Raw genomic sequence first — 5,121 nt, forward strand, 5'->3', positions numbered from 1 at the left:
AAGCGTTGGCCATCTTCTCAAAACACCCGAAATGAAGTACCGGTTCATAGACCGGTATAGCTCCGAGTTTAGGGTGGAGAGGATGTGTAAGGTGTTAGGAGTGTCACGGAGCGGTTATTATGGATGGAGGAAGAGGCCTCAGAGGAGGCGACAGAGGGAGAACGATCAGGTGCTGATGGAGATACAGGAATCGCATAAGAGGAGTAAGGAGATCTATGGGAGCCCAAGGATTACCGAGGACCTGCGTGCCAAGGGCATCAGGTGCGGCAAGAACCGTGTGGCCAGGCTCATGAGGAGTAACGGCATAGTAGCCAGGAGCAGACGCAAGTTTAAGGCAACGACCAATTCAAAGCACAATCTGCCTGTGGCGGAGAATCTGCTTGAGCAGAAGTTTCATACAGATAGACCTAATAAGATCTGGGCCTCTGACATAACCTACATTCCGACGCTGGAGGGATGGCTGTACGTGGTAGTAATCATGGATATCTTCTCCCGCCAGGTAGTGGGCTGGTCAATGAGCGATCGTCTGACAGCGGATTTTGTTATCAGGGCACTCTCTCAAGCTATAATAGGCCGTAGGCCTTCATCGGGTCTCATATTTCATTCAGACAGAGGGGTTCAGTATGCCTGTAATGCCTTTAAAGACGTTCTGAGCCAGTACGGGTTCAGGCATGGAGGACGTTTTTGTAATTAAGTTTGATGCAAGTGGTGTAAAGCAGTGGACAAGACAAATAGGTACGAGTAGTCATGATGTTGCTGAAGGCATAACGACGGACAAATCGGGTAATATTTATATTACTGGGACTACAGAAGGTGGCCTTGATGGAAATACGTATTTGGGTAGATATGACATTTTTATTGTGAAGTATGATTTCTTAGGGGAAAAGCAGTGAACCACCCATAACCAAATTGACCCTTTTTATCTTATGGTACATCTAACTTATTGTAAATTATAATTTTCTCAATGAATCCATGATTTTTTCATATTTGTTCAAGTCAACATCTATGTAGTCGTTTTCTATTATATAAGCAAGTTCAAAGAAGATTTTATTAAGTCGAGCATCTATTGATTCCTTTATTAATTTTTTATTTGAAACAAGTATGATATTATTCGAGAAGGATTCAAAAAAGATGTATTCTTTGTTGTTCCTTCGGGTAATATTACGAGATATTGCCCGGCATGTTTTTGAAAGATTTTTAATTGCTTTCTTGAACTCAGGAGAATCATGATCAGAGCTAATAGTAAAAAGTTTTGGAAATTTTAGAGTAAATTCACTATTTTTTTCGGTGTATTGATTTTCTTTACAGTCATCCGTTTCACATAGTTTAATTTTTATTTTTTCTGCTGATGGTTCATCAACAAAAAATGGAATAAGGTACTCTCCTGAATAAAAATCCAACACTTGACTTCTTCTATTACAAACCCCAACAAAAAATGGAATCCCTAAACTTTTCAGATATTCAGTCTTGCCCGTTATATAATAAGATTTTCTGTTACTTTTTATTTGAATTGTAAAAGATTCTTTAGGGACAAGGAATTTGGTTTTTCCATTAGGGATAATATCAAATATAACACAAAAAAAGTCAGAGCCTAAATCATCTGCAATAGTTGACGGCTGTGATATAAATGCAAAATTAGATAATATGTATTTGGCAAGATTTTCACTTTGCCAGCCTTTTCTAAAACTGGCGAGATGTTTCTTCATTCATGTGCCTCTATTTATAATATTGAAAATCAGCTGCCTAAGGTAGTTCCGTTGCTGAAGGTCAACTGTACTGAGTTGATAGGCCATTATTTCCCTTTATTAGGAAGTTTTTTCTCACCAAATTCATATGAACCGATTTCAACTAATTCAACTATGTTACCTTTTTGATCTGTAATCACGGCTGTAGCATCAAACGAGAATATTTTTATTAGTTGGTCGTGAGTTTCTTTTGATACTTTAATGCCAGACCATATCTAGATATCAAAAAGTCTTAAATAACGCAGTGCCCACTCTTCAATTATGTCAAGCCGTTTCTGTTTTGAATTCTTTAAAATGTCGTCCATACACAAGATTGGGACCCTTATTGCGCTGCTCTCTTTATCAAATCTAATTGGATTAAATTGGCAATTTTCTCTTGCTTCAAATTCATCTAATGACGCTTTTTTACAATTGTATTTTGTAGTTGAACTTCCCATTGAAGAATCATCCAGTCGAGATGACTAATTTGTTGGGGAGTTTGAAGAAAATTAATAATTTCTTCGCGTTGATTCGCCTCAGGTTCCAATCCATTAGCTATCGCAGGAAAAAAATAAATCAAGAAGCTGAAAAATAAAAATAAGGTCTTATGCAATTTCATTATTCCTTTCTTGTTGCCTAACTATTAAGTAAGTTGCAAACACCTTTCACTTTCTGACATCCTATTTAGTAATTCCTCAATCCCGTTTTATTCAAAAATCTGCAGTATTGTACATCACATGCTGAAATGTTGCAATTGATTGCTCCTCTCCCTGCTGGTGGGCTTGATGGGAATACAAATGCTGGCAACGGTAGCAACGACCTTTTTGTGGTAAAATACGATTCAAATGGTACAAAGTAATGGACAAAAAAGCTCGGACTACGAATAATTCCGGGGATATCCATGATAATTATTTTAATTCGTTATCTTTGGCACAGGTTTTCTCTTTCTCAGAGAACGGTTCAATTGTAACTCAAGATTCTTAATGAAGGTCTCACTTCCCAAGGGTCTCCCGGTTCTTTCATGACAACTGATCACTTCTGCTGTTTCTTTGCTGACATCTCCTGATAGAAATTCACGCCAGTTCCGGGGAATAATGGGCGCTGTCCCCAGATTCAGATTGAGATTGAGATTGCAGATTGCAATTGCCACGGCTTTTTACGAAGCCCCTCTGTGTCACTGTTGAATGATTTGTGGCAGCTAATTTCATGCAACTTTGTGCTTTGCAATTAGCTTACGGATTGCTGGAACCAGTTCTGTAGGTACTTCCATAACCGTCTGACCCGGTGTTTCAAATGCTGCTTCGTCTTCGGCTACCGCTTCTTCCTCTGACTGCGGTTCATAATGAGATAGTACCCTTTTTACACGTTCTAAGTCCCATCCTGGTGGAAATTTATTCTGTCTCATTTTTGTTTCCTCCTTCTGCGACGGCGATATGCGATTAAAGGCTTGCCACGCAGTTCATAGGCTGTTATAACAAAGACACTGTTCGGTTCCTGGTCAGGAACATATATTACCCTGAGATAACGTCCATTCAAAGTACGTCCAATAGTAATCCTCGATCCTTCTCTGCCTGGGCGGTCTTCGCCGGGATTTGACAAAACTTCCTCAACTTCCATCTCCTTAATATTATGACCGGAGATGTGGGGCAAATCTGTCTCTGGATCAACATAATACCGGACATTCACTATATCGTCTTTCCTATAACTATTTTTCGGTTAATTTCCGGGTACGTTGTCGTCAATCTTATCGACTATGACCTCTGTTCCGCTTGCTACTATTTCCCTACGTCAGAAGACTCACATATTTACTTTTATACTTATACTATGTTCGTCTGAACTATATGATGAAGTCATTTGTATGTCAAGTTTTCGACGTGCCTAATTCTATCTTGAGAGAGAATTCCGGTGACACCGTACGTAATTCTGTTTATCCTGAAGTGTAAAAGCAAAAAATGGGACAACGATTTGTAAATACATCCCTGTTCAAGAAATAATCGGGCGCTGTCGCTATTGTCCCTCCTATCGTTCAGATAACCACTGGTTTGATCTTCTGCTCCGCAAGCTCTTTCTTTGTTCCGTAGTAGAGGAACGGAAGCTTCTCCATTTCAAGCTCAGCGACCTTCAGCATCTCCCGTTTAGTGGGGATATTGCGGTTTTGAAGGACGTCATATTTCGGTGTGCCTGCGGTTGTCATGTGGCCTATATTTTCATAAAGATACCTTCTTACCTTTTCGTAGATTTCCATATACGCACCCCCTTACAAGAGATTTTTCCCCACGCCTTCATGAAATCAGAAACATTACTCATCAGATCATCAGTTGCCAGTTAGAATAGATAAGAGATACTCGATGGAGTAAACTGCCGGGAACATACGGTTGTTAGCCCATGAGTTTATCATAATCAGCGTGACTTCCGATCCAAAACCAGAGTAATCCTTCTGTAACTTCGATTGCCAGTGCTCTATAGTGAAGACCTACACGGACGGATCGGTAATTGCCAATCTTTTTGAAATGAAGTGATGGGTATAACGGGTCAGCTTTTAAAAGTTCGAAATTTCTGTCCGCCAGTTCCTGCACATTTGCCGGAAGTTGCCGATAGCAGGCCCAGAAATCAGGAGAAGCAAAGTGCTTCAAAGCTCCTTTGTCCTTCCGGCTTTGTGCGCCGCAAGGGCTTCTTCTGCCAGTTTGTCAAGCTTTCCAGCCTGAACATCTTCTTCAATCTGCTGGTCCCACGCATTTGCTTCGTATTCGAGGAACCAGTTCCGGAAAACTTCGAAGTCAGCACGGTTAAGTTTTTTGATTTCATGTTCTAGTTGCTCAACTCTTGTCATATTCATCCCTCCGAATACATCTTTCTGAATAAGAACTTGAGAGGATTACACCATATTCTTTCTTAAGGAAATTTATTTTCTGAAGTTAATGTAGCAAAATGAGATATTCATGTCAATTTAAGCTTAGCTTTAAGCTTAGCTTTGCCAGTATTCTATCCTATGTACATCGTGACCTCCCTTTGATCAATGGTCTGCAAAGAATCCTAAGCTCACTAAACAGCAACCTCAAATTCTGATAAGTCACGTGCATAATCAAGGCATGCAATAATCTGTTCCTTTATCAGGTCTGGAAACTCCGCTATAATCTCTTCGACAGTATTTCCTGACGCTAAATATCCAAGGATAAGACTTACCTTCCGATTCCGCGGGGACACCATACATAATTATATTAATTCGTTATCTTTGGTCCAGGTTTTCTCTTTCTCGAAGAACGGTTCAATTGTATCTCAAGATTCTTAATGAACGCCTCACTTCCCAAAGGTCTTCCGGTTCTTTCATGACAACTGACATTGGTTTGACAGTTCACGTAAAGATGTGATACACATATTTATGTGAACTTATGTAAAA

10 protein-coding genes are annotated in these 5,121 nt (G+C 39.8%); 2 read left to right on the forward strand and 8 right to left on the reverse strand.

The window, feature by feature from the left end; all coding sequences use genetic code 11:
• A partial coding sequence (locus HZA77_16050; GenBank protein MBI5376946.1) for an IS3 family transposase occupies nt 1-694 on the forward strand: 694 nt, incomplete at its 5' end.
• Nucleotides 672-893, forward strand: coding sequence for an SBBP repeat-containing protein (locus tag HZA77_16055; GenBank protein MBI5376947.1), 222 nt, complete (start codon nt 672-674; stop codon nt 891-893). The genes HZA77_16050 and HZA77_16055, both read left to right, overlap by 23 nt.
• A 57-nt stretch (nt 894-950) precedes the next feature.
• Here the strand turns inward: HZA77_16055 and HZA77_16060 are convergent, their stop codons facing one another.
• The 8 genes from HZA77_16060 to HZA77_16095 all read right to left on the reverse strand — a co-directional run bounded on the left by HZA77_16060 (nt 951) and on the right by HZA77_16095 (nt 4,931).
• Complete coding sequence (locus tag HZA77_16060; GenBank protein ID MBI5376948.1) at nt 951-1,706, reverse strand: hypothetical protein; 756 nt, start codon at nt 1,704-1,706, stop codon at nt 951-953.
• Between the two features lie 254 nt (nt 1,707-1,960).
• Nucleotides 1,961-2,182 (reverse strand): hypothetical protein, encoded by a 222-nt coding sequence (locus HZA77_16065; GenBank protein ID MBI5376949.1) that lies wholly within the window; start codon nt 2,180-2,182, stop codon nt 1,961-1,963.
• Nucleotides 2,183-2,637: 455 nt separating this feature from the next.
• Entirely contained in the window at nt 2,638-2,874 is a 237-nt protein-coding gene (locus tag HZA77_16070) for a hypothetical protein (GenBank protein MBI5376950.1), read from the reverse strand.
• 54 nt (nt 2,875-2,928) lie between these two features.
• On the reverse strand, nt 2,929-3,129 hold the full coding sequence (locus HZA77_16075; GenBank protein MBI5376951.1) for a hypothetical protein: 201 nt from the start codon (nt 3,127-3,129) through the stop codon (nt 2,929-2,931).
• Nucleotides 3,126-3,410, reverse strand: coding sequence for a DUF4258 domain-containing protein (locus HZA77_16080; GenBank protein MBI5376952.1), 285 nt, complete (start codon nt 3,408-3,410; stop codon nt 3,126-3,128). Before HZA77_16080 ends, HZA77_16075 begins: the two co-directional genes overlap by 4 nt.
• 340 nt (nt 3,411-3,750) lie before the next feature.
• Nucleotides 3,751-3,969, reverse strand: a complete 219-nt coding sequence (locus HZA77_16085; protein MBI5376953.1) for a hypothetical protein — start codon at nt 3,967-3,969, stop codon at nt 3,751-3,753.
• Nucleotides 3,970-4,353: 384 nt separating this feature from the next.
• Complete coding sequence (locus HZA77_16090) at nt 4,354-4,554, reverse strand: hypothetical protein (GenBank protein MBI5376954.1); 201 nt, start codon at nt 4,552-4,554, stop codon at nt 4,354-4,356.
• Between the two features lie 212 nt (nt 4,555-4,766).
• Nucleotides 4,767-4,931 (reverse strand): DUF433 domain-containing protein, encoded by a 165-nt coding sequence (locus HZA77_16095; GenBank protein MBI5376955.1) that lies wholly within the window; start codon nt 4,929-4,931, stop codon nt 4,767-4,769.
• Nucleotides 4,932-5,121 lie beyond the last annotated feature (190 nt).

The organism is Candidatus Schekmanbacteria bacterium, assembly GCA_016219965.1.
Classification (GTDB): domain Bacteria; phylum Schekmanbacteria; class GWA2-38-11; order GWA2-38-11; family J061; genus JACRJM01.